The 22,646-nt window shown below is 41.8% G+C and carries 22 protein-coding genes; 14 read left to right on the forward strand and 8 right to left on the reverse strand.

The genetic code is table 11. The annotated features are described in order from the left end of the window. Positions 1–164 precede the first annotated feature (164 nt). Entirely contained in the window at positions 165–641 is a 477-nt protein-coding gene (locus V7L05_RS06970; RefSeq protein WP_335163081.1) for a hypothetical protein, read from the reverse strand. Between the two features lie 137 nt (positions 642–778). Beyond that, positions 779–1,078, reverse strand: a complete 300-nt coding sequence (locus V7L05_RS06975; protein WP_335163197.1) for an efflux RND transporter permease subunit — start codon at positions 1,076–1,078, stop codon at positions 779–781. A gap of 167 nt (positions 1,079–1,245) precedes the next feature. Here V7L05_RS06975 and V7L05_RS06980 point away from each other — a divergent pair, with 167 nt between their 5' ends. Beyond that, positions 1,246–2,127, forward strand: coding sequence for an Npun_R2479 family HD domain-containing metalloprotein (locus V7L05_RS06980; protein WP_335163083.1), 882 nt, complete (start codon positions 1,246–1,248; stop codon positions 2,125–2,127). 346 nt (positions 2,128–2,473) lie between these two features. Next, positions 2,474–3,589: an ABC transporter permease gene (locus V7L05_RS06985; RefSeq protein ID WP_335163085.1), complete on the forward strand. Its 1,116-nt coding sequence runs from the start codon at positions 2,474–2,476 to the stop codon at positions 3,587–3,589. Here V7L05_RS06985 and V7L05_RS06990 read toward each other — a convergent pair. From V7L05_RS06990 to V7L05_RS07000, 3 genes are all read right to left on the reverse strand, one after another. Next, complete coding sequence (locus tag V7L05_RS06990; RefSeq protein ID WP_335163087.1) at positions 3,578–3,931, reverse strand: hypothetical protein; 354 nt, start codon at positions 3,929–3,931, stop codon at positions 3,578–3,580. The genes V7L05_RS06985 and V7L05_RS06990 overlap by 12 nt on opposite strands. Before the next feature lie 18 nt (positions 3,932–3,949). After that, positions 3,950–6,637 carry an AAA family ATPase gene (locus V7L05_RS06995; RefSeq protein WP_335163089.1) on the reverse strand — a complete coding sequence of 896 codons (2,688 nt, stop codon included), beginning with the start codon at positions 6,635–6,637 and terminating at the stop codon, positions 3,950–3,952. A gap of 114 nt (positions 6,638–6,751) precedes the next feature. Further along, positions 6,752–7,825 (reverse strand): nSTAND1 domain-containing NTPase, encoded by a 1,074-nt coding sequence (locus V7L05_RS07000; RefSeq protein ID WP_335163091.1) that lies wholly within the window; start codon positions 7,823–7,825, stop codon positions 6,752–6,754. Between the two features lie 191 nt (positions 7,826–8,016). Here V7L05_RS07000 and V7L05_RS07005 point away from each other — a divergent pair, with 191 nt between their 5' ends. Further along, entirely contained in the window at positions 8,017–8,562 is a 546-nt protein-coding gene (locus tag V7L05_RS07005; RefSeq protein ID WP_335163093.1) for a hypothetical protein, read from the forward strand. A gap of 41 nt (positions 8,563–8,603) precedes the next feature. Next, positions 8,604–9,203, forward strand: coding sequence for a hypothetical protein (locus V7L05_RS07010; protein ID WP_335163095.1), 600 nt, complete (start codon positions 8,604–8,606; stop codon positions 9,201–9,203). Positions 9,204–9,225: 22 nt separating this feature from the next. On the opposite strand, the gene V7L05_RS07015 is transcribed toward V7L05_RS07010, so the two are convergent. The 3 genes from V7L05_RS07015 to V7L05_RS07025 all read right to left on the reverse strand — a co-directional run bounded on the left by V7L05_RS07015 (position 9,226) and on the right by V7L05_RS07025 (position 13,357). Beyond that, positions 9,226–10,251: an ABC transporter permease gene (locus V7L05_RS07015; protein WP_335163097.1), complete on the reverse strand. Its 1,026-nt coding sequence runs from the start codon at positions 10,249–10,251 to the stop codon at positions 9,226–9,228. A 157-nt stretch (positions 10,252–10,408) separates the two neighbouring features. Continuing rightward, positions 10,409–12,061, reverse strand: a complete 1,653-nt coding sequence (locus V7L05_RS07020) for an ABC transporter substrate-binding protein (protein ID WP_335163099.1) — start codon at positions 12,059–12,061, stop codon at positions 10,409–10,411. A gap of 492 nt (positions 12,062–12,553) precedes the next feature. Continuing rightward, the gene (locus V7L05_RS07025) at positions 12,554–13,357 is read right to left on the reverse strand and encodes a DNA adenine methylase (RefSeq protein WP_335163101.1); all 804 of its coding nucleotides are present in this window, start codon (positions 13,355–13,357) and stop codon (positions 12,554–12,556) included. 286 nt (positions 13,358–13,643) lie between these two features. Here V7L05_RS07025 and V7L05_RS07030 point away from each other — a divergent pair, with 286 nt between their 5' ends. From V7L05_RS07030 to V7L05_RS07075, 10 genes are all read left to right on the forward strand, one after another. Beyond that, on the forward strand, positions 13,644–13,967 hold the full coding sequence (locus V7L05_RS07030) for a hypothetical protein (protein ID WP_334950853.1): 324 nt from the start codon (positions 13,644–13,646) through the stop codon (positions 13,965–13,967). A gap of 11 nt (positions 13,968–13,978) precedes the next feature. Next, on the forward strand, positions 13,979–14,131 hold the full coding sequence (locus V7L05_RS07035) for a hypothetical protein (protein ID WP_335163103.1): 153 nt from the start codon (positions 13,979–13,981) through the stop codon (positions 14,129–14,131). A 342-nt stretch (positions 14,132–14,473) separates the two neighbouring features. Further along, positions 14,474–16,003: a photosystem II chlorophyll-binding protein CP47 gene (psbB, locus tag V7L05_RS07040; protein WP_335163105.1), complete on the forward strand. Its 1,530-nt coding sequence runs from the start codon at positions 14,474–14,476 to the stop codon at positions 16,001–16,003. 111 nt (positions 16,004–16,114) lie between these two features. Continuing rightward, a complete protein-coding gene (locus tag V7L05_RS07045) occupies positions 16,115–16,222 on the forward strand; it encodes a photosystem II reaction center protein T (RefSeq protein ID WP_084227385.1) in 108 nt (35 codons plus the stop codon). Between the two features lie 297 nt (positions 16,223–16,519). Beyond that, positions 16,520–17,677, forward strand: a complete 1,158-nt coding sequence (locus tag V7L05_RS07050) for a 30S ribosomal protein S1 (protein WP_335163108.1) — start codon at positions 16,520–16,522, stop codon at positions 17,675–17,677. A gap of 130 nt (positions 17,678–17,807) precedes the next feature. Continuing rightward, complete coding sequence (locus V7L05_RS07055) at positions 17,808–18,542, forward strand: HAD family hydrolase (RefSeq protein WP_335163110.1); 735 nt, start codon at positions 17,808–17,810, stop codon at positions 18,540–18,542. Between the two features lie 168 nt (positions 18,543–18,710). Then, on the forward strand, positions 18,711–19,295 hold the full coding sequence (locus V7L05_RS07060) for a Uma2 family endonuclease (protein ID WP_335163198.1): 585 nt from the start codon (positions 18,711–18,713) through the stop codon (positions 19,293–19,295). An 876-nt stretch (positions 19,296–20,171) separates the two neighbouring features. Continuing rightward, positions 20,172–20,810: a DUF4360 domain-containing protein gene (locus V7L05_RS07065; protein WP_335163112.1), complete on the forward strand. Its 639-nt coding sequence runs from the start codon at positions 20,172–20,174 to the stop codon at positions 20,808–20,810. A gap of 129 nt (positions 20,811–20,939) precedes the next feature. Further along, positions 20,940–21,575 (forward strand): DUF4360 domain-containing protein, encoded by a 636-nt coding sequence (locus V7L05_RS07070; protein WP_335163115.1) that lies wholly within the window; start codon positions 20,940–20,942, stop codon positions 21,573–21,575. A 296-nt stretch (positions 21,576–21,871) separates the two neighbouring features. Next, entirely contained in the window at positions 21,872–22,504 is a 633-nt protein-coding gene (locus tag V7L05_RS07075; RefSeq protein ID WP_335163117.1) for a DUF4360 domain-containing protein, read from the forward strand. Positions 22,505–22,646 lie beyond the last annotated feature (142 nt).

The following is a 22,646-nucleotide window of genomic DNA, read 5'->3' on the forward strand; positions in this document are numbered from 1 at the left end:
CTGACTTTGGTTTGACTCTAGTTATTGGCATAGAGGATACACAATTTCTGGCTTTTGTCAAACCTTATGTTAAGAAAGATGTGGGTAATGGATAGCAATTTATCGGGGGATTTAGGGGGATCTAAAACGTTTTGCTACATCACTAAAGGCTTTTAAAAAATCCTTTAAGAATCGACAGCAGTTTTAGCAGGTTTACTTCTAATAGCTTTAAACCGTTCACCCAACTGTTGAGCAAGAGTTTTTAACCCTGGAGTTTTCTTAGCAGCCGTCTTCACGTAATCGTAAACTGTCAAACTGCTACCCATTGCTTCGCTACCGACAGCCATGAGGGTATCATCTACCTGTTCTGTCAGTTGTCGCAGTCCAATCAAAACTTCGGTCAGTGTGGAGACTAGTTGATAATCCCGCAGAAATTCGTCTACATCAAAACTGGCTGGTAAAATGTCTCGGTTAGATTGGGCAGCAATCAGGCTAGTGTTGACAAAAGCTAGTCTTTTATCGCCCATCTTAAATAAGTTGCGTCGTTCTTCTGCACTCAGGGTTACGAGAAAAGGTAACTTTGCTTCAATAGTCGCAAACGCTGCTTTAATCTCTTGGATATCTGCTGGGGAAAGGGAGCCGGTGATATTTTGGTAAGACATTGGATATTTACTCAGGTGAATCTGTTTGTTATGATTCCCACTTGTAAGTGCGATCGCACAGTCTTAAGGAATGGGGAGTGGGGAATAGGGAGTAGGGAGTAGGGAATGGGGGCAGAACTCCTAACTACTAAAGGGCGTTATGGGCGCGATGCTTTCTGATCAAAACCATAGCGTAATGTATGCTTAACCCAATTCTGCAAGTTGTCAATATAGCTAAATATCACTGGTACTACCACCAGTGTCAGCAGGGTGGAAGTTGTGAAACCGCCCATAATGGCAATTCCCATTGGTTGGCGAACTTCAGAACCCGCGCCAATTCCTAATGCTAAGGGCAGAATAGCAGCGATCGTTGCCAGAGAAATCATTAAAATCGGGCAAATTCTTTTTTCTACGTAACCCAGAATTCCTCTAAAGCCTTTGTGTTGCCAGTAAGCTATGCAACATCATGCAATCCAAGCATAGGTCAAGTTAGCATCCACAGCTATATATGAGTTACAAAGGATCAAACTCCATTACCCTAGATTCCAGCAAGGGTAGCCTTGATTATGGAATTTTGAAATCAATCAAATCAATAAATAATTGGTATTTACCAGAGTAATCAGATATGTTCAATGCCACTGAAATTTTAATTGATGCCTTTGTAGATGAAATTCGAGAAGGCTATCGTCGCACCTATGGCTGCTTCAAAAATGATTATCAGGATATTATCGCTTGGGCTGGTAACATGGCTTTGGAAAACATTGCCAATAGCGACGCTCTTTATCACAATGTTGAACACACTGTCCTTGTCACTCTAGTGGGGCAAGAAATCTTACGTGGCAAACACATTAGAGAAGGCGGTGTTTCCAGTGAAGACTGGTTGCATTGTATCATTTCCTTAGTGTGTCATGATATTGGCTACGTTAAGGGAGTTTGCCGACAAGACCGAGAAGCAATAGACTTATATGCTACAGGTAAAAATGGCAGAATGATTTCTGTAGTTTCTGGCGCTTCTGATGCCAGTCTCACACCGTATCATGTTGATCGAGCCAAGCTTTTTATTGATGAGCGTTTTGGAGGTCACAAGTTAATAGATGCTGAGGCAATTAAGAGCAATATTGAATTGACTCGATTTCCCGTGCCTGCGGCAGAAGATCAGCAAGATACAAAATGCTTTGCAGGAATAGTACGTGCTGCTGATTTGATTGGGCAACTAAGTGACCCGCGTTACTTGAAGAAAATTACTTCTTTATTTTACGAGTTTGAAGAAACTGGTGTAAATAAAGTTTTGGGCTATAAAACCCCTGCCGATTTACGTAATAACTACGCTAAGTTTTACTGGAATGGTGTCTTTCCCTATATTCAAGAGGGACTGCATTATTTATCACTGACACAGCAGGGAAAACAAATTCTGGCTAATCTCTACTCAAATGTGTTTGTTGTAGAACACGAAAAACAACAGCAAGAACAGGAGCGCTATTTAGAGAAGTTAGGAGTTGGGAGTTAGGAGTTAGGAGTTGGGAGTGGGGAGTGGGGAGTGGGGAGTGGGGAGTGGGTAGAGACGCGATTAATCGCGTCTGTAGGGAGTTAGGAGTAGGGAGTGGGACAGTTAAGAATTATTAATCATGAATGAGTTATGAATTAAGATAAAACTTTGATAACTCATAATTCACATCTTGCACCTAGCCTTGGCGATTAGAAATCGCGGCTACACAGGCGAAACCCACCTCCGTGGGTTAAAAACCTTTGATTTTCTCTTAGTCCACGGAGGTGGACTTCGTTTGTATAGCCGCGACTTCCAGTCGCCTGGTGCAAGATATAAGATAACTCATAACTTATAATTCCTAACTACTATGGATTGGTGGCGACGACTGAAGAAAAATCCTTTGGCACGATTTGGGGCAATTTTGCTGTTAGTTTTTTACATAGCAGTAATTGCAGCTGATTTCATCGCTCCTTATGACCCCTATGCTTCACAGCCTAATGGTTCACTGCTGCCACCAACTAAGATACATTGGCTTTCTCAGTCAGGGCAGTTTATCGGGCCCCATGTTTATCCGACGACTCAGGGAGACACTAATTTAGAAACAGGCGATCGCCAACTCATTGTAGACTTCAAAAAGCCCTCACGCCTGCGTCTATTTGTCTCCGGGCCAGAATACCGATTGTTGCAGATGAGTTTGCCACTACCCCCGAAGTGGGATGAAGTCACAATCTTTTCTGGTATCCCCTTAAATTGGCATTTATTTGGCACAACAAGTGGGGCAAAATTCAACGTCTTCGGCACTGATGACCAAGGCCGCGACCAATTAAGTCGCCTGCTGCATGGCGGTCGCATCAGTATGTTTATTGGGATTTTTGGCATTATCATTACCTATCCCCTCGGTTTGCTCATCGGGGGAATTTCTGGCTATTTCGGCGGTGTGACTGATAGCGTCATCATGCGCTTGGCGGAAGTGCTAATGACTTTCCCCAGTATTTATCTTTTGGTGACTTTGGGCGCAGTCTTACCAGCTGGTTTAACTAGTACCCAGCGATTTTTGCTGATTGTGGTGATTACTTCGGTTATTAGCTGGGCTGGTTTAGCACGGGTCATTCGCGGACAGGTACTATCAATTAAAGAGCGAGAATTTGTCCAAGCGGCACGCGCAATGGGCGGTAATCCACTTTATATTATCCTCCGCCACGTTTTGCCGCAAACGGCTAGTTATATAGTTATCTCTGCGACTCTTGCTATTCCCAGCTTTATTGGCGCAGAAGCGATACTGAGTCTCATCGGCTTGGGAATTCAACAACCAGACCCCTCTTGGGGTAATATGCTTTCTCTGGCTAGCAATGCTTCAATTTTGGTACTGCAACCTTGGTTAATCTGGCCGCCGGCTGTGCTGATTATCCTCACAGTGCTAGCATTCAACTTACTTGGTGATGGGCTGAGAGATGCCCTCGACCCTCGTAGTTTAAGAAGATAAGCTTTTAGAGTAGCAAATGCGATCGCTGATATAACAAATGCTGTCGCTGATATAACAAATGCGATCGCTGATATAACAAATGCGATCGCCGATATAACAAATGCTGTCGCCGAAGTAACAAATGCGATCGCCGATATAACAAATGCGATCGCCGATATAACAAATGCGATCGCTGATATAACAAATGCGATCGCTGATATAGCAAATGCTGTCGCCGAAATAGCAAATGCGATCGCTGAAATAGCAAATGCTGTCGCTGAAATAACAAATACGATCGCTGAAATTAGTCCGCGAAGGCGGACTTTGCCTGTGTAGCCGCGAATTCCATTCGCCTTCTTCCATTCGCCTTCTTCTATTCGCCTACTCCTGCAAAACCCAACGGCGAAAAAGTTCTACCATAATCCGCCAGCTTCCCTGAGTTTCCTCAACTACATCATGACGCTTCAGAGTATTCAGCGCTTCCTGTAAATCGGCGTCGTTCATACCTGTAGACTGAGCTAAGGCATCCAGACTTAGCCCTTCTGAATCAGGTGCAAGCACTTGTAGAATTACCTGTTGACCCTCAGCACCCCGCGCCGCCTGACCCCAAACCCCATCAAAGTAATAACGTCCCCGCTTGAAAAACTCAGGGTCATTGATAACTGCTTCTACGTCTTCTACTGTGAAAACTGGGTCACGCGATCGTCCTTGCTCAAAAACAAAGTCATTGTAGCCGCGCACTAGCTGAAAACCCAGCAGTTGCACTAAATATGGTTGACCATGTGTCAAAGCATAAATTTTATCTAAAGCTTCCGGGATGTAGTCGAGGAGGAAGTCTTCATTACCTGGGTTAGCGAGAATTTGGCGAGTAGCTGCACGTTCTTGAAAGCCTACATGAATAGGAATGACACTGGCAAAGAAGGGTTGAAAATAATCTGCTGTCATTTCTTCTAAAGTGTGCAAACCAGCAAATGCAAAGGCGATTTTAGAACTCATTTGCACTAAACCGCGCAAAAAACCCATAAAGTCGATAGGGATTTTTTTCGCTTCAATTAAATCTTCAATTTTCTCAAACTCGTCTAAGGCAATGATTAACCCACCGTTTAGGTTTGCTTCAACCTGTTTTAAATAGCGTTCAAAAGTCCGGTAGGGGAGATTTAGTAAATCAGCATCAGTTGGTGCTGGAAGTTTCACCGTTTGAGAAATTTCATCACAAATTGCCATTAGCACCTCACCCACACCTTGGGGGCTATCTCCCAAACGTAGCAAGTTGACATAAGCTAGCTGTATTTGTGAGCCTAGACATTGAGCAGCGTTAACCAGAATAGAAGTTTTGCCCATGCGCCTGTGACCGTAGAGAACTATAGACTGGAGTTGATTACCCATCACCCAGAGTTCTTCTAACTGTCTGATGATATCTTCTCGCCCAACAAAGAGATGAGCTTGAACCGGGTCGCCTACAACATAAGGATTAACCACAGGCTTGGTGATGGAAATTTCTCCCACTTCACCAGTGATTTGTAAAAGGCTTTCTTTCCAAGTTTGAGCGATATTTATAATTAACCCTTGCTCTGCTTGTGGCAAGGTATAAGCTTGATTTAGGATTTTTGTCAGTTCGCCTAATGCTCGATTGAGAGCTAAAGACCTGGCTGAACGTGATACGCTGCGATTAACAAACTGAACATCTTCAACAACTTGACGTAAATTAGCAAGAAATTTCCAAGAAACTGGACGTAAAAGCGGTTCCTGTGGAAAAGGAGGAACTTGGATAGCAGCAATAGAGGCTGGTTTTTGAGCTTTATCAAACGCCGCTAGAGTTTGGGCAAGGGTAAACATTTCCTCGCCATAGATAAGAGAACGCACTACAGCAAAAGCCTCTATTGCTCTGGCTGGTTCTTGTTCATGCAGATGCCAGAAACCAGCAGCAGCAGCGCGGGCAGGAGTATCTAAGCGAGTGTCTGTGTTAAAACGAGCCTGTAAACCTTCTCGCCAAGAACGAGGCAAGAAAAAGAACAAGGGGAAAGAGAAGGAACCTTTGATAAACGTTGATTTTATGGTTTCATTTAGAGAAGCTGAAGCAAAACGTACTATATTCCAATCAAAAGGATTTGCCGCCAGTCGAGAGACAGTCCAAATAAGTTGCTCTAAGGGGATTTTGGCAAGTACTTTATTGACTGCTTGAACAACAGGAATGAATTGTAGGGTATATGCCAGCAGTTCATTAATATTATGTAAACCAGTTTCCCAATCATTTTGCAACCAATTTTGCAAGCGCCAAACAAGATTAGGAAGGGGAAGCGGAGTGATACGAGGAAGTAGCCAACTACTGTTTTGAATAGTTCGCAAGTTTAAAGGTGAGCCAATAAGCCAGGTTTCTGGACGCAGTACCACCACGCCGAACGCCACGTCTCCCGTTACGCCTGCCGCCATGCCGAACGCCACGTCTCCCGTTACGCCTGCCGCCACGCCTCCCGTCACGCCTGCCACTACGCCGAGTGCCACGCCTGCCGCCACGTCTCCCGTTACGCCTGCCGCCATGCCGAACGCCACGCCTGCCGCCACGCCTGCCACTACGCCGAGTGCCACGCTTGCCGCCACGTCTCCCGTTACGCCTGCCGCCACGCCGAACGCCACGCCAAACGCCACGCCTGCCGCCACGCCGAACGCCACGCCGAACGCCACGCCTCCCGCCATGCCGAACGCCATGCTTATCGCCACGCCGAACGCCACGCCGAACGCCACGTAGAACCAGTCAACGGGAACATTTAGAGTCTGAAAAATTAAGCCTATAACTACGGGTGTAACTACTGTCAAAAATAATCCTTGGAAAAGTAAATGGCGCTGGATAGCATTTTGACGTAATAACTCCCATCCCTTTGGCCAAATCATTTCTTGTCCAGGAATACACCCACCCGCGAATGTATCCACATACCATCGCAAAGCTTGGGGGAAGAAAAACACCCAGTACAAAAGGCGCAGATAATCCAGCGGGTTCCATAGAGAGAGAGGACGCTTTAACTTGGGTGCTAAGTCTAGGCGGGGTACAGGGGTCAATTCAGCCTCCATCATTAACCGTGAAGAACCTAACCTTCCCAACGACCTTCCTATAAAGCAAGCGAGAGTAGGAGTAATCTTGCTTCCCTTGTAAGAAAGGGGTTGAGGGAGAGGTCAAAGGAATATCACTCATCGCACACTCTCCACATACTGCGAATAAGTTCTATAGCACAGTTGCATCAGTTTGCGAGGATGTCCGCCACTTTCTTGGATGAGTTGGATGATTTTGTCTTCAGTAAAACTCACTGAAGTGTTAGCCAAACGGTTGGTAATAAAAGCACGCATAGTGCCTTCATGCCAAGGATCAATGTGTTCTTCTTGGCAAATACCTGCCAGTGGAGATGTTTTGCCATTATTCTGACTGTCGTTAAATAGCTTGTCCAGAGGTTCGCTAGCAGCTAAAATCAACCGCAAAGAAGCATCACGCCCTTCAGCTAAACCGCGCAATTGATCCCTAACTTGGCGAGTAAAGCCGTTTTCGATTAACTTTCCTAAATTATCTATAGCTAATAGCACTTTTTTCTTTTGCAAATTGCGAGTTAGTCTATAGCCTTTGCTTTCAGGAATACCAATTTTATCGCACAAAGCAATGTAGAATTCATTTTCATCATGAACTCCATTATTTAAATCTAAAAAAACTGGCTCACGTAGTAACTGTAAATAATTTTCTGCCTGTTGGCAAATCACCCATAACAAAGATGACTTGCCGATTCCTTCTTCTCCTATGAGCGCAACACTACTATTACTGTTAAGTACTTCAAATACCCGCGATATTTCGCGTTCCCTGCCAAAAAACTGTTGTGGATCTTCTATTCTGCCGTGTTGGGGAATAAAAGGATTATAATTTTGCGGCAATAGATTAGCTGAGTGTGATTCATCTCTTAGTGGTGGATTAGTTGGTTCTACAATTAGTTCTTGGGAAAGTGAAGCTTGTTCTGAATACTTTTGATATAAATATTTTATTGGATTTTTAAAATTTCTTTTACTAACTTTTATTTCTAACTCTTTTGCTATCTTGGCATATAAATCTGTAGCTGCTTCTCTCAAATATTGTTCAGCATGAGAAGTTTGAGCAGCAATATTTGAAAAAGTCTGACCTTCCCATATTCCTAAAAAGAGCTTTTCTTCCAACTCATTTAAGACTTGTTTTTTCTTTTCTGTCAGCAACTTATTAATGAATGCTAATCCTTCTTGTGAGTCCATTAGATGTAGTTGAATTGGCAGAGCAAAATTAAAATTAGCTATTAGTGTAATACTTTACCCTACAAACCTACATTTGCCTACTTTCCCTTACAACAATTTAATCACTCAAACTCCCTACTAGCGCCTACCTATAGAGCTTATGTCTCAAGTGATGATGGTGTTATACCAAAAAAAGTTAAGGAGTTTGAAAAATGGCAACTTTTAGACAACAGCTTGTACTTGCTCTCATCGCTGCTATCGGCGCCATACTAGCTACAGTAGCGCCTGCATTAATTGAGCGGGATAAAAAATCTTCTTCAGAACCAAAGCCTTTTATCACCGCCACCTCTGCAATATGTGACAAAGTTCTTGCCGATAAAGTCTGTGTCGCTAATCTTACAGTGCAGGTTAATAGCAACGAACTTCAGCAAGTGACAAATCATGATCGCCTATTTCTCAAAGCTAGAGATATTCTAAGATTATCAAACCTCAATTATTGTATACCATCTCAAACTCTACTCAATAAAGTAGAAGTAAAAGGATATTTATTTAAAAATGGAGTTGAGAGTTATAAAAATGGTCTTTTCAGCCCTAGTACCTTCCCGATTAATGCTGGTTGCCATAATATTGGTAACTTCCAACAAACTTGGAAGCTTGAACCAGGACAGCACCGAGTTAGCATACCCATTATCAAATATGTTGGCAGCAACAGAATTGTTGATGGTAGTTTTTACTTTAATTTGGATATTGGACAGTAATTTCAGTCTTCTGTTTAAAAGCGAAAGGGAGTAGTAGTTTTATGGCTTACAGCGAGTTTAGTTTAGCTAAAGCAAAACAAGAATTTAGTTTAACCACATTAGAAAAACGCGATATTTTCGCTGCTGTTCCTGAATTAATAGCGAGTAATTTACTTGCAGAAACACTCAATTATAACCTGGAGATCGCTTTAGGTAGTAATAGTGAAAAAGCTCGCTCTGAGTTAATTATTGCTCCAATTTTAGTGGATTTACGCCGACAATTACGAGAACAGATTGGTTTATTTTCTGGGGTAGATTTCACTGTCGATAATAGTAAAGGATTAAATGGCACTTGCGATTTTATTATTACGAAATCTCCAGAAATTCTAATTTTGACAGCACCAGTAATTACAGTTGTAGAAGCTAAAAAAGAGAATATTAATGCGGGTTTGGGTCAGTGTGCAGCAGAAATGGTAGCAGCCCAAATTTTTAATGAGCAAGCTGCAACTGAGATTAAAACAATTTACGGAGCAGTCACAACGGGCAGTATTTGGCAATTCCTCAAACTAGAAGAACAAACATTGACCATTGATTTAAGCGAATATTATCTCAAAGATGTGAATAAAATTCTTGGTATTTTAGCCAGTGGTATTTCTCAATAAAATTAACAAAATTTCAAACAGCTTAATATCGAATTCGCGGATCTACATAAGCATTTAAAATATCAATTAAAATGCTAGCACTCACAACGATCGCACCAAAAAATACTAGCACTCCCTGAACTGTGGGATAATCGCGATCGGCGATCGCTTGATACAGTCGATTGGCTAACCCAGGCCAAGAAAATGTCACCTCTGTCAAAATCGCCCCACCCAACAGAGACGCAAAAGTTAATCCTAAGACTGTAATCACTGGGATTAGCGCATTTTTTAAAGCATGGGAGGCTAAAATCTTATTTTCACCAATACCTCTGGCTCTAGCGGCTTCTACATAATCTGCTTGCAAGGTTTGCTTTAAATTCACTCGCACAATTCGCTCAAAAATCCCACTCAGCAAAATTCCTAGTGTGAGACTCGGTAGAGCCAGATGGTGCAAAGATGTGAAAAACTGGGTGAAATTTCCACCGAGTAAGCTATCAATTGTATACAATCCTGTGACAGTCGTGGGAGCCGGAAGATTGGGCGGAAAGCGGTTGGAATTGGGAAACCAACCCAATTGGACTGAGAAAATCAACTGCAAAAGCATTCCCGCCCAAAACATGGGGAGTGCGTAGGTGATGATCCCAAATAAGCGCCCACCGACATCAAAATATGTCCCAGGACGGGAAGCCGAAAGAGTTCCAACCGCAATTCCAACGATGAGTGCAACCGCCATACTACATACTGCTAACTCCACCGTCGCCGGGAAATATTGCCCAATTATGTCCCAAACATTCTCTCCCCGACTCATTAAAGAGGTTCCCAAGTCAAAGCGCAGTATGCTTCCTAAATAATTGAGGTACTGTAGCCACAAGGGAAGGTTTAAACCTAGTTGTTTTCGCAATTCTTCCTTAGCAGCTTCTGGCGCACGTCCACCGAGAATTGCATCTGCTGGATCTCCTGGTGTTGCTCTTAGTAAGAGAAATACAATGGTGATAATCGTTAATAACTGAAGTGGCGCGAGAAGCAACCGAGAAACAATGTAATATTGTAAAGCTTTAGAGCGAGACATATTTTAGTCATTTGTCATTTGTCATTTGTCATTTGTCATTTGTCATTTGTCATTTGTCATTTGTCATTTGTCATTTGTCATTGGGCATCGGTTATTAATTATTCTTCTCCCACCCTGCGGAATGTGGGCTACATCTCCACTATGCCCAATGCCCAACTTATTTTTTAATTGTCTGGTAAACCAGAATTTGGGTAGGGTTAAGTTGTACGCTGCTAACACCTTTTTGGGCAAATACATAATCTTTGCTTTGCCATAAGGGAACGTAAGGTACTTCAGTAGTTACTTGCGTTTGAATTTCTGTAAAAATTTTCTGACGCACTTCGGGGTTTTGTTCTTTGCGTTGCTGATCAATCAGTTTATTCATGGCTTCGTTATAGTAAAACGAACCCTGAGTTTGACTGCCTCCATCTTCGCATCCTTTGGCAACTGAACCTTTGCCACAAGACAAAAACGGCTGGACGTAATTATCTGGGTCTAAAAAGTCTGGATACCAATCAAGTAAAGCTGCTGGATATAATCCTTTGGAGATGTCTTTAAAAAAGGTAGGGGCTTCGGCGGGGGTAACTTCAAATTGCAGTATTCCATCCATTTTGACATCAACAAGGGATTTGAGTGTCTGTGCTGCCAAACTACGAGTAGGCGAACTGGAAGGATACCAAATTTGCACTTTTGCGGGATTTTCTTTGGAGAAACCAGCAGTAGTTAACAATTTTTTAGCTTGCTCAAAGTTAGCATCGCCATATTTATCTTTGAATAATGGCACAGAAACTTTAAACGTCGTGGGAATCATGCTATAAAGCGGATCTGCTTGACCAAGTAATACTCGCTCGTTTAAAAGTGGACGGTCAATTATTGAGGCGATCGCTTGTCTTACCTCTAATTTATCTAAAGGCTTTTGATTCCGGTTTAATACTAAATAACTTACTACACTACCGTTAGCAGCGATCGCTTGCCAATCCCCTTTTTTAGCACCGTCTTCCAAGCTACGAGTTTGATCTGGTTGCAGGGAAAGATAAGCTACATCGACTGCGCCTGTACGGAAAGCATTAAACAAATTAACCGGACTAGTTTGAATTTGGACGTTAACACCCTTGTTAACTGGTTTTTCTCCCCAATACTTATCAAACGCATCAAATCGCAGTGAATCGGTGCCATACTGCGCTAACTTATAAGGGCCAGTCCCCACAAAAATATTCGGCTTGAATTTCCCAGCACCAACTTCGTAAGCTTTTGGCGAAACTGCACATATTCCAGGAAACGCCAGCAGTGAAGGAAAGGCTGAAAAGGGCTTTTTCAGTTTAATTGTTAACTCATACTCGCCTGTACTTTTTGCCGAATCTACTATATCACCTAGTAAGAATGAGGGTTTGCCTTTATTTTCAATAAAGCGCTGGATGGTAAATGCCATTGCTTGGGCGTTGAAAGGAGTCCCATCGTGAAAAACTACTCCCTGACGTAAGAGAATAGTATAAGTTAAGCCATCTTGACTGACTTTGGGTAATGCTGTAGCTAGTTGGGGTTTAATTTCCGTGCTTCCTGGTTCGTAGGTGTAGAGGCGATCGCTCATATTAAACACCAAACCTAAAGATGCTAACTCATAAGCATCAGCCGGATCAAGGGTTCTTGGCTTTGCTGTTGTACCTATAGTAATCCGACCATCACCTGTAAGGCTATTTACAGAACCGGATGGTGGCGTAGTTTGCTGTGGACGAGGAGCGCAACTAACAACTAATAATAAACATACACAGAACAAAGATAAGAATTGTGTAATTCGACCCCACAGTTTCACGGACAAGGAAAACCAGGTCATACAGTTAAATTTTATGTAATTATCGGTCAGTGATTATACTATATCTTCGCTAGTTTTATAGCATTTATTACAATTAATTACTAATGTGCCCACTTTTGATACAGGGTTTTGCTCTAATAATATAGATACAGCTAGATACAGCGTTTTTCAGGTAAATGAAGTCAGCTTCAGTCTTGGCGAATGGAATAGAGCCTCCGGCACGCTGACGCGTAGCTTGCTTCTCCGTAGGAGTACGCGGCTACACAAACTCTCGTCCACCTCCGTGGACTAATACAAAATCAAGGATTCTTAACCCACGGAGGTGGGTAAAGCCTCGTGTAGACGCGGTTTCTAACCGTCCTTTTAACTCACGAAGTTGCAATCTGCTGTATATTTGGGATTATTAAATAATAAGCTATTGTGTCTTTAATTTTCCAAAGTGTTTTCGTTTAAAATTAATTGTTCCCAGCTTTGATACGTATAGTCAATAGAACAGTAGTTTAATATAAAAATTTATTTTCCCTTATATCGTTCGCCTTTAAAATTATCTTGTTTTCTTTTTCCATTTTTTTGATCATCGGTTCTATTAATTGTATAATTCCATTCTTTGTCGTGTATTTCCAATGCCCAATCATATAGTTCTCTAATTGCGTCGCTATTATCATAAGTTATAAGAAATTTTATTCTTTGCTTATGTCTATTTAATATTTGGCATAGCCTGAAATGATCATCTTTAGCAAATGAATGAACATAAAATTTATCTTGATCTGCATTGAAATAAGGAGGATCAATAAATAAAAAAGATCCATCAGGTACAGATTCGATCACTTCTTCAAAGTCGAGATTAGTAATTTTAACGTTCTGAAGTTTCTCAGAAGTTCGACGTATATTTCTAGGCCAATTCTCTGGACGCATACTGTATTTTTCACCATATCCCCAATAACAGTTCTGATGTTTCATGATACCAGAGTAGGAGGTTCTGTTGAGGTAAAACCATCTACCAGCTTGTTCTAATTGATTTTGTGGTATGAATTCATTTTTATAATATGTATGCCTTTCTTTAGTGGCAGATTCACCTTCTAAAAAATTTATTAACTCTTCGGGTTGATCTCGAATTATTAATAATGTATTTATTAATAATTCATCAATATCATTGACCCAATTACTATTTACTTTATCTTTGACAAAGAAGATAGACCCACCGCCAGCAAAAGGTTCAGTATAATAAGAGTGAGAGGGGATATGATTAAGAATCAAATTACGAGCATAAAATTTGCCGCCTGGATATCTAAATGGTGAGTTTATAGGTTTGTTCATAATTACCTAAAGTAGTCATAATATGTTGGTGCTTTGCTAACATATTATACATAAAGATGTCTTGTCAACTTGGCAAAAAAATAAAATCGTTAGCGTCAAATTAGATATTATAATCTTGTGATTTTTCGTACCGCTCCAAGTGATCTAAGTAATGATTTTTCCTATTGAAACGTGGGCAATAACTTAAATAGCCTTAATTTAAAGTCTTATTAGTTATACATTAACAAATCAGATATGTAAGATATGGTAAATAGGAAATAGAAAGTCTAATAGTGAGACTAAGACCGTGAAGTATTTCTTTCTATCTGAGGGATGGACAGTTGCTAGAGTCTGGGCATCTGATGGACTATGGCAAATAACTGCATGGCGACGCCAACCAGATATTCAGCGAATGAATATTTGTTTAGTCGAACAAAACGAATTGCTATGGCTTTATCGAGTTGAAGAAGCCATTTTAACCGTGGAAGTCAAGCCAACAACACCAGTAATTGCCAGTAAGACCATAGGTCAAGTAGTACTCAAGCGTCTGATGAGTGCTGAACAGGTAATTGAACGCCTGGGTACGGCTGAGGCGAAGTGTCAATTGCAAAATATCCAGTTGGTGGTTTAGTAGATAGTGGCATGGGGCATAGGGCATACATAGGGCATTATTTATTCTTCCTCATCTCCCTCATCGCCCTCATCCCCCTCATCTCCCTCATCGCCCTCATCCCCCTCATCTCCCTCATCGCCCTCATCCCCCTCATCCCCACCCTCGTCGTAAAGAAAATATAAGCAAATTTAATCCCCGACAGTGATTGGTAGCGAAAAAACTTGGAGATGCTACGCGATCGCATCAATTTACACGCTTGCAAACAATTCCATCAATAGTTACACTTTTTAAAACATTCTCATTTTTGCTTGGCGATGGCTACCCTACAGGGTAAACCTCCCGAAGCGAGTCAGCATTGCCTCATCTCCCACGCTGTCTGACTTCTAAGACTAAGCTGTGTTAAGACTCTGGCTCTGGCAATAACAAAAAACAAGAGAGAGTTTTCTGAGTGTCGGCTTTCGTCTCTCAGAATCTCAGTAAGAAAATTGCTTTGTAAACTAACTCATCGAGGAGGAGCGTAGTCGATGGGACTACCCTGGTATCGAGTACATACAGTTGTTCTGAATGATCCAGGCCGACTGATTTCTGTACACCTGATGCATACAGCCTTAGTAGCAGGCTGGGCTGGTTCGATGGCACTCTACGAACTGGCTGTTTTTGACCCTAGCGATCCGATTCTCAACCCGATGTGGCGTCAAGGGATGTTCGTTCTCCCCTTCATGTCACGTTTGGGCGTCACTCAATCTTGGGGTGGTTGGAATGTTACTGGTGGCCCGTCAATTGATCCTGGCTTCTGGTCATTTGAAGGCGTTGCTGCGGCTCACATTGTTCTTTCCGGTCTTTTGTTCCTAGCCGCCGTATGGCACTGGGTTTACTGGGATTTGGAACTCTTTAGAGATCCCCGCACTGGTGAACCTGCCCTAGACTTGCCAAAGATGTTTGGCATTCACCTGTTCTTATCTGGTCTACTTTGTTTTGGCTTTGGTGCTTTTCACGTCACCGGACTATTTGGCCCGGGGATATGGGTTTCTGACCCCTATGGTATAACTGGCGCCGCGCAGGCAGTAGCACCGGAATGGGGCCCAGATGGTTTTAATCCATATAACCCTGGTGGCATTGCGGCTCACCACATTGCCGCTGGTGTTGTTGGTATTATTGCAGGCTTATTCCACCTCACAGTCAGACCCCCCGAACGGCTCTACAAAGCCCTACGGATGGGGAACATTGAAACAGTACTTTCTAGCAGTATTGCAGCAGTCTTCTTTGCTGCTTTCGTTGTTGCTGGTACTATGTGGTACGGTAATGCCGCCACACCCATTGAATTGTTTGGCCCTACCCGCTATCAATGGGATCAAAGCTACTTCCGTCAGGAAATTGATCGTCGCGTTCAAACTAGCGTTGCTCAAGGCGCAAGCCTAACGGAAGCTTGGTCGCAGATTCCAGAAAAGCTGGCTTTCTACGATTATGTCGGCAATAGTCCCGCTAAAGGCGGTCTATTCCGTACAGGGCCGATGGTCAAGGGTGATGGCATTGCCCAGTCTTGGCAAGGTCACGCCGTATTCAAAGATTCTGAAGGACGGGAATTGACCGTGCGTCGTCTCCCCAACTTCTTTGAAACCTTCCCAGTAGTTTTGACCGACGCAGATGGAGTTGTCCGCGCTGACATTCCCTTCCGTCGGGCAGAATCTAAGTATAGCTTCGAGCAATCTGGTGTCACCGTTAGTTTCTACGGCGGCGATCTGAATGGTAAGACCTTTACAGAGCCAGCTGATGTGAAGAAATATGCTCGTAAGGCTCAAGGCGGTGAAATCTTTGAATTTGACCGGGAAACCTTGAACTCTGATGGTGTATTCCGCACCAGTCCTAGAGGTTGGTTTACCTTTGGACACGCCGTATTTGCTCTGCTGTTCTTCTTTGGTCATCTCTGGCATGGCGCTCGGACAATCTACCGAGACGTATTTGCTGGTGTTGACGCCGATTTAGAAGAGCAAGTTGAGTGGGGTCTGTTCCAGAAAGTGGGTGACAAGTCAACCCGCCGCAAGGAAGCTCTCTAATTTCAGTGCTGAGTTATGAGTGCTGTGTTTCGAGTTAAGGCTCTGACTCAGTACTCAGGACTCAGCCACTCATAACTTTAATTACTGGCTGGATAGGGAGGAAATCGTAATATGGAAAGCGTTGCGTACATCTTAATTTTTACTCTGTGTATAGGTACTCTCTTTTTTGCGATCGCATTTCGCGAACCCCCTCGTTTTGAGAAACCAAAAGATAAGTAGATCCGATTACCAGACCTTTCTTTAAGAAGATTTAATGTTAATATCCGTTGCTACCATCCTTAGTAGCAACGGATATTATTGTGTTTGTCCTTTGTTATTTCTAACTACTAAGTAAATCATCAATCATCTTAATATTGTGATATAATTTCCAATCTTGGGAGTAGATATGTGTTAATACTAGCTTTTCTGCGCTAGGATGAAAAAGGATGTTAAGTGTAGGCTGCCATAAAAGCGCTTACAAACACATTACGCTTGTCGCACAACCTTTACGGAGACTAGAACCAGGAACAAATCAGCATGGTCAATCAGAATTTAACCGCTACAGAAATTGGATTCACTCACGAAGATTTCGCTGCTCTACTTGACAAATACGATTATCATTTTAGCCCTGGTGATGTTGTCCCAGGAACAGTATTCAGTATAGAGCCGCGCGGCGCTCTGATTGACATTGGTGCTAAAACCGCAGCATATATACCTATACAAGAAATGTCTATTAACCGGGTAGATGCCCCGGAAGAAGTCTTACAGTCAAACGAAACGAGGGAATTTTTCATCCTTACCGATGAAAATGAAGATGGTCAATTAACCCTTTCCATTCGCCGTATTGAATATATGCGGGCTTGGGAGCGCGTGCGACAGCTGCAAGCAGAAGATGCGACTGTACGTTCTGGCGTGTTTGCAACCAATCGCGGCGGAGCATTAGTACGGATTGAAGGATTACGTGGCTTTATCCCAGGTTCCCACATCAGTACCCGCAAACCTAAAGAAGAATTGGTAGGCGAAGATTTACCATTGAAATTCCTAGAGGTGGACGAAGAACGTAATCGCCTAGTTCTATCTCACCGTCGGGCGCTGGTTGAGCGCAAGATGAACCGCCTAGAAGTCGGCGAAGTAGTAATTGGTACTGTTCGTGGGATCAAGCCCTACGGTGCTTTCATCGACATCGGTGGTGTCAGTGGTCTACTGCACATTTCTGAGATTTCCCACGAACATATTGATACGCCTCACAGCGTGTTCAATGTCAATGATGAAGTGAAAGTTATGATCATTGACTTGGATGCAGAAAGGGGTCGGATTTCCCTATCTACCAAGCAGCTAGAACCCGAACCCGGCGACATGATTAAAAACCGGGATTTGGTCTACGATAAGGCAGAAGAAATGGCTGCTAAGTATCGTGAACAGCTGTTAGCCAAGCAGCAAGGTGCTACTGCTGCGCCGGCCGCACCTGTGGAAGTTTTAGCAGAGGAAGAAATTCCACCAGCAGCAGAACTTGAAGAAGAAATTCCACCAGCAGCAGAACTTGAAGAAGAAATTCCAGTAGTTGCGGAAATTGAAAAGGAAATTCCAGCAGCCACGGAAACTGAAGAGGAAATTCCAGCAGCCACGGAAACTGAAGAGGAAATTCCAGCAGCCACGGAAACTGAAGAGGAAATTCCAGCAGCTATTAAAGAGTAATAGATTTTTTCTAGTTTTACTTGTGTTTAAGTAAGAGTATAAAATCATTATAAAAAGAGGGAAAACCCTCTTTTTTTATGTGGAAAATCGGTAAAAGTTAAGATTTGGCAGTAGTTAAGAGTTAAATATTGTGGCAACCATTAAATGTAGAAATATTACTTTTGATAATATCCAGGCAATTTTGTTTGACAAAAACGGTACTCTAGAAGATTCTGAAATGTATTTGCGAGCGATCGCACAAAAAGCAGCAAGATTAATAGATGCTCAAATGCCTGGAACTGGGGAACCCCTATTAATGGCATTTGGTGTCAATGGCAATCTTCTAGATCCCGCAGGTTTAATATCAGTCGCAAGCCGCCGAGAAACAGAAGTGGCGGCAGCAGCATATATAGCCGAAACTGGTAAGGGTTGGTTTGAGTCCTTAAAAATAGCCCGTCAAGCTTTGGATGAAGCACAGAAATACATTGGACAAACTCCTTCACCACTATTTGTGGGTAGCTTAGAAGTTTTGAAATCTCTGTGGGAAGGTGGACTAAAACTCGGTATCCTCTCCGCTGCGACAACTCAAGAAGTACGTAAGTTTGTAGCTAATCACCAATTAAGTGATTATATCCAGTTGGAAATGGGAGTAGATGAGGGGCCGAGTAAACCAGATCCAGTCCTATTTTTGCAAGCTTGCCAAGCTTTGGGAGTCGAACCAGGCGCTACATTGATGGTGGGTGATTCAGTTGGTGATATGCAAATGGCGCATGATGCTAAAGCCGCAGGTTGTATTGGCATCACTTGGGTGGGTAAGTCAGATAATGTCCGAGGTGCGGATGTAGTGATTAATCAACTTGATCAAATCCAGATTTTAGAGGATTAATTTATGGCAGTTTTCAATTGCGCGAAGTACAGCAATTTGTAGTGTAGTCAACTTAAATAATTCGTAATTCATACTAAAGCAAAATATATTGCTTATATCATACTATTTATGGTGTGTCAAGTTAAAGATGCTAGGATATTAATTGCTCTCACAGTTGCTAAACAAGCCATGCAAAACACAGAAACGACCTTAAAACTCCGCCTGTGGACAGTAGAGGAATACCACCGGATGGCTGATGCTGGGATTTTTGGTGCAGATGAACGAGTGGAACTCCTAGAAGGAAAGATTATCTGGATGATTGCAAAAGGGACAGCCCATAGGTCAGCAGTGGGGAGAATAGATAGATTGCTGCAAAACAGTTTAACGAATCGGGCTTTGATATGTGTTCAAGACCCAGTAAAGTTAAATGAACGGTCTGAACCAGAACCGGATATTGCTGTCGTTAAAGTAGACCCACTGGACTATGCAGACCACCATCCTAGCCCTTCTGAGGTTTATCTAATTATTGAGGTAGCAGATAGCAGCCTTAAACTAGACTGTGAAACTAAAGGAAAAGCTTACTCCAAGGCGGGAATTATAGATTATTGGGTGCTAGATGTGATTGGCCGGCAATTGCACGTTTTTCGGCAACCGACTGAGGATGGCTATCAAAGTGAAGTAATTGTAGAGGAAGATGGGATTATTTCACCTTTACAGTTTCCTGATTTAAGCATTGCAGTTTTGGAAATGTTACCACCGTTGAGAGGAACTTAGGTAAGAAGGAAAGTATTTGTCAGCTACTATTAAATAGTAGCTAATTTAGGACTGAATGTACCCATAATATTTATTCTAGATAACACCAAATTGTTCAATCATAGTCCAAATAACTTTGTTACTTACGTTCGTATTTACCAAAATTTAACTTCATATTCACCAATATTTAATATCATATTCGGGTGATTACTTATAATAAAATTTATCAAAAAATTGGGTTTAAAACCCCGTGCTTCTAGCACGGCTTTAAGTTTTGTGGCGGGGTCTAAATCCCCGTTACAAAACTGCACTTCCGACTTCCGACTTCCGACTTCCGACTTCCGACTTCCGACTTCCGACTTCATTAACAATGTAGGTTGGGTTGAGGAACGAAACCCAACATGAACAGCCTTGCTTGATCAACAAAGCTAAAAATCCTTGTTTGGAACCAAGCACAGAGAAACAAGCTTTTGAATATTCTCTCGTGAGAGTAATAAAATAGCGTTAGATTCTACTCAACTCTTCTTTTAACTTTATAAAAAATGAGCAAATTTTCAGCTATTAGTTAATATTTATAACATTTGCAAAATATATTCCTTTGGATAGATTTAATCTATTTCTCAAGTTAGTTATTCTTTTTTACGGAATCTTGTTTATGGCAATTTTCTAAATAAATGAAATACGCTCATAAATAATTTAAGAGTCAGACATTCCCTGCCTTTTACTATTTTCTGTCTTCCTTAACCAGAGCGTATTCCACAGAATTAAGAATTGGTATAAATCCTCAAAAACCAAAGAGGCTGCTGGGTAGAATTCCTTTGTTTAGAAGTATCTTAGGAAATTTTAACTTGCAGCTAATGTAAACAAGAAATTACACATTTTCGCGGAGTCCTGAATATGAATATGAAAGTTTTAAGTGGTCTGATTTCCAGTTTGGCCCTACTGAGTTTAAATATTGTCGGTTTATCTCCGGCACAGGCTCAACCACAAGAATTGGAGTTTCAAAAAGTTCCAGTAACTCTTTTCGGAAATGGTTGCCCAGCGGGAACAGCAGAGGGAATTTTGAATGGCGATACTCTTTCAGTAACATTTTCAGAGTTTGAAGCTTTAGCTTCACCTCCTAAGGTTGTATCAAAATCCTGTAATCTACGGATCGGTCTTAATGTACCTTCTGGATTTAACCTTCAGCCGATTAACATCAAGTATCTTGGCTTTGCAGATGTGCCTCAAGGAGGCAGTGCTGACGTGAACGTTAAAGTACTCTTTCAAGGTCAAGTAGTTTCAACTATCAATGATCCAAACGCAACCTTTAAGCCTGGCTTCTCAGATGTTTGGAGCAAAGATGTAGGTATTGTATTAGGCACAATAAATGCATGTAAGAAGCCAGTGAGCTCAATTTTTGGTATCAATTCAAATTTGACGGCAAGAGCTAAAGGTATACCTGCAAACCAAGAAACCCAAATCCGAATTGATACAATCGACACAGCAATCGGCCCTGTATTGTTCCAAATCAAGTTTGCTTTTAATCCTTGTTAGGTTTTTGAAATGCATAGTAAGTTTTGCATTTAATTTTTCACAAAAGCTGATCTTTCAAAAGGATACTACGGAATTTTAAGTTGCAGCTAATGTGCATAGGAGATTAGACATTTTCACGGAGTGGTTAGTATGAAGGTTTTAAGTGGTGTTATTTCCAGTTTGACGCTGCTGAGTTTAAATGTTGTGGGTTTATCTCAGGTACAGGCTCAATCAGAACAAGGACTTGAGTTTCTAAACGTTCCAGTAACTTTTTTCGGAAATGGTTGCCCAGGAGGAACAGCACAGGGAACTTGGAATGGTGATACTGTTTCAGTAACATTTTCAGCGTTTGAAGTTAAAGCTTCACCTCCTAAGACTGTATCAAAATCCTGTAATCTGCGGCTCGGTCTTAATGTACCTTCTGGATTTAACGTTCAGCCGATTAACGTCAAGTATCTTGGCTTTGCAGATGTGCCTGAAGGAGGCAGTGCTAACCTGAACGTTAAAATATTATTTCAAGGTCAAGAAGTACCAACTGATGATGATCCAAACGCAACGTTTGATTCTGGCTTCTCAGATGTTTGGAGCAAAGATGTAGGTGTTACATTAGGCACAATAAATGCGTGTGAGAACCCAGTGAGTTCGGTCTTTGGTATCAATTCAATTCTGACGGCAAAAGCTAAAAATGTATCTGCAAATCAAGAAACCCAAATTCGAATTGATACAATCGACGCAACACTGGGTCCTGTATTGTTCCAAATCAAGTTTGCTTTTAATCCTTGTTAGGTTTTTGAAATGCATAGTTAAGTTTTGCATTTAATTTTTCACAAAAGCTGATCCCTCTAAACCTACTTTAGCAACTTATCGAAAGATTTCTTCCAATCGCTCTGAAGAAATCTTTGACTCTCTGTCTTCCTTAACTAGAGCGTATTGCACAGAATTAAGAATTGGTATAAAATCCCAAACCCCAAAGAGGCTACTAAGTAAAACTTCTTTGTGTATAAGGGTACTACGGAATTTTAGCTTGCCGCTAATATGCACGGTAGATTTCACATTTTCGCGGAGTTCTTAGGAGTTATTATATGAAAATTTCAAGTGTTCTAATTTCCAGTTTGACGCTACTGAGTTTAAATGTTGTGGGTTTATCTCAGGTACAGGCTCAAACACAACAATTGCAGCTTCAAAAAGTTCCAGTAACTCTTTTCGGAAATGGTTGCCCATCGGGAACAGCAGAGGGAATTTTAAATGGCGATACTCTTTCAATAACATTTTCAGAGTTTGAAGCTTTAGCTTCACCTCCTAAGGTTGTATCAGCATCCTGCAATCTGCGGATCGGTCTTGATGTCCCTTCTGGGTTTAACCTTCAGCCGATTAACATCAAGTATCTTGGCTTTGCAGATGTGCCTCAAGGAGGCAGTGCTGACCTGAATGTTAAAGTACTCTTTCAAGGTCAAGAAGTTCCAACTATCAATGATCCAAACGCAACGTTTGGGCCTGGCTTCTCAAATGTTTGGAGCAAAGATGTAGGTATTGTATTAGGCACAATAAATGCATGTAAGAACCCAGTGAGTTCGATTTTTGGTATCAATTCAAATCTGACGGCAAGAGGTCGAAATATACCTGCAAATCAAGAAACCCAAATCCGAATTGATACAATCGACACAGCAATCGGTCCTGTATTGTTCCAAATCAAGTTTGCTTTTAATCCTTGTTAGGTTTTTGAAATGCATAGTTAAGTTTTGCATTTAATTTTTCACAAGAGATGATCCTTCTAAAGCTGCTTTAGCAACTTATCAAAAGATTTCTTCCAATCGCTCTGAAGAAATCTTTAACTCTCTGTCTTTAGGAATCGTATTG

The sequence above is a fragment of the Nostoc sp. genome, from assembly GCF_036917755.1.
Taxonomy (GTDB): Bacteria; Cyanobacteriota; Cyanobacteriia; order Cyanobacteriales; family Nostocaceae; genus Nostoc.